The following is a 1,978-nucleotide window of genomic DNA, read 5'->3' as shown; positions in this document are numbered from 1 at the left end:
GCAGATTGGAAACCGGATTTCAGCAAAAGATACCTTTGGGTACAGACAGCGGTAAAACGCATACTTACAAATGAAATATACATAGGAACAATGGTGAATCATAAAAGCGTGACTTCTAAGATATATAAAACGAAGTCGTTTATTGACAAAAAAGAGCAGTTCAGGCATGAAAACTTCTGTGAAGCGATAATAGATAAAGAGACTTGGGATCAGGCGCAGTTCCTGCTTGGGCAGCGGTCGGTGATCCATCCACGAAGCAGCAACGGCAATAAGCTGCATAGATATGCTGGAATACTTAAATGTGCAGAATGTGGTGCGAATCTCACCGCCAGAACAAGACATTGGAAAGGCTCGACTTATGTACAATACAGCTGCAATACTTCTCACCGGTATGGAAAGGAGTACTGTACACCTCATACCATAAGGGAGGATATGCTTGATGCTCTTCTAAAGGATGAGATGAAATCGTGGTATAAACATATTATAAGTGAGGGCAAGAGGTATGAGCATATCGTCAAAGAATGGCAGAGAAAAAAGCCTGTCTACGATAAGAAGATACAAGAAAACGAGCAAAAGATAGAGAAAACGAACGAGGATATTGAGAACCTTATAATGGAGAGACTTAACGACCTTGGCAGGAAAGAGCTCTACGACAAAATGATCAACAAGAAACAAAAAGAGGTCAAGGAGCTGAACAGGAAAAACAAGGAGCTCAAGCAATATAACCTAGTCTGCAAAAAGAGACAGGAGGAACTGGATAACTTCGCTGAGTTCCTGAAAGAGATACTAGCCCAGGATACCATATCTGACATAAGCATGAGAATGGTTGTGAACAAGATATTGGTACATCAGAATGAAGATAAGACATTGGATATAAAGTTCGAGATGAATGGAAAGCTCGGAGACAACAAAGAGATTGAAATACCTGACTAAAAACCAAAAAACAGGCGTGAAATTCACGTCTGTTTTTGTGCTTTGAGAAGATATGAAACAAATTATAGCTTTTTCGATTGCGTATATCAAGACATCACTCTGAAATATGCAATGACTATGACAGCAGCAACAAGATAAAAAAGAAAAGCTCGTAAATACGAGCTTTTGTAGTGCAGATGGTGGGACTTGAACCCACACGTCCTTTCGAACACTAGCACCTGAGGGTAGCGACACGACAGTGAAAGTATAAAATGGCGTATCTACGCTGTTTCATGAGTTGACCCTATTTATCTTTTAAAATATCGTTCGAAAAAACAGATTTAGAATGCTGGGTCATAGACCCACCATTCAGTATAATAACATAAGCAGATACTAAATCCTATAAAACTGCAGCGAGTAATTTGATATAATCATATATGCAATATGCACATACAACATAGGTATTATTTGTGTATTTGATAACAGCTATTATTAACAAAATGTGATATAATTTATCTGTGGCACAATGCTCTTAGCCGTTATCTAAAAATGCACAAGTTAAGGTCAGCTGATACAGGCATGAAAGGGGTGGTCAATCATGAAAGGATTCTGTGAAAAGAAATTCAGGTCTATGCTTATATCAGGCACGTTCACTAAGGCAGTCATGTATCTGATGTTGCTGAGCGACAGCATCATTGCCGGGTTCTTCATAGGCGAGAACGGTGTTGCCGGGATCAATGCGATCACACCCGTAACAGCTGTCGTCACATTTTTCGGGGATCTCGCCTCAACAGGCGTAGGCATTGTTTTCACACGAGAGGTCGGAGCTATGAGAAAACGCCGTGCCGACGAGATATTCGGGCAGGGGCTCATAATCAGCATTGGTCTCGGACTGATCTCCGCGCTTTTGATTCTTGTGTTCCAAAACGCCTATTTCAGCGTGAGCGGCATCACGGGAGAAACTCTGGAACAGGCGACCAAGTATTACCGACTCGTACCTATCAACGCTTTTCTGACCATTGTGATATTCTATCTTGAGCAGATGGTCTACAGTGACGGAGACGAG

At 41.3% G+C, this 1,978-nt stretch carries 2 protein-coding genes and 1 pseudogene; all 3 read left to right on the top strand.

The genetic code is table 11. The features are described 5' to 3' along the window. Nucleotides 1-36: 36 nt before the first annotated feature. Nucleotides 37-216: pseudogene (locus T494_RS14275) on the top strand (recombinase family protein); the annotation flags it as partial. Nucleotides 217-240: 24 nt separating this feature from the next. Continuing rightward, nucleotides 241-933: a recombinase zinc beta ribbon domain-containing protein gene (locus tag T494_RS0104455; RefSeq protein WP_278244652.1), complete on the top strand. Its 693-nt coding sequence runs from the start codon at nucleotides 241-243 to the stop codon at nucleotides 931-933. Between the two features lie 577 nt (nucleotides 934-1,510). Then, on the top strand, nucleotides 1,511-1,978 hold a 468-nt coding region (locus tag T494_RS0104450; protein ID WP_197021118.1), incomplete at its 3' end, for an MATE family efflux transporter.

The sequence above is a fragment of the Ruminococcus sp. FC2018 genome, assembly GCF_000621805.1.
Lineage (GTDB): Bacteria > Bacillota > Clostridia > Oscillospirales > Ruminococcaceae > Hominimerdicola.
The sequence above is the reverse complement of the archived record's forward strand: the minus strand, read 5'-3'. Positions and strand labels throughout refer to the sequence as shown.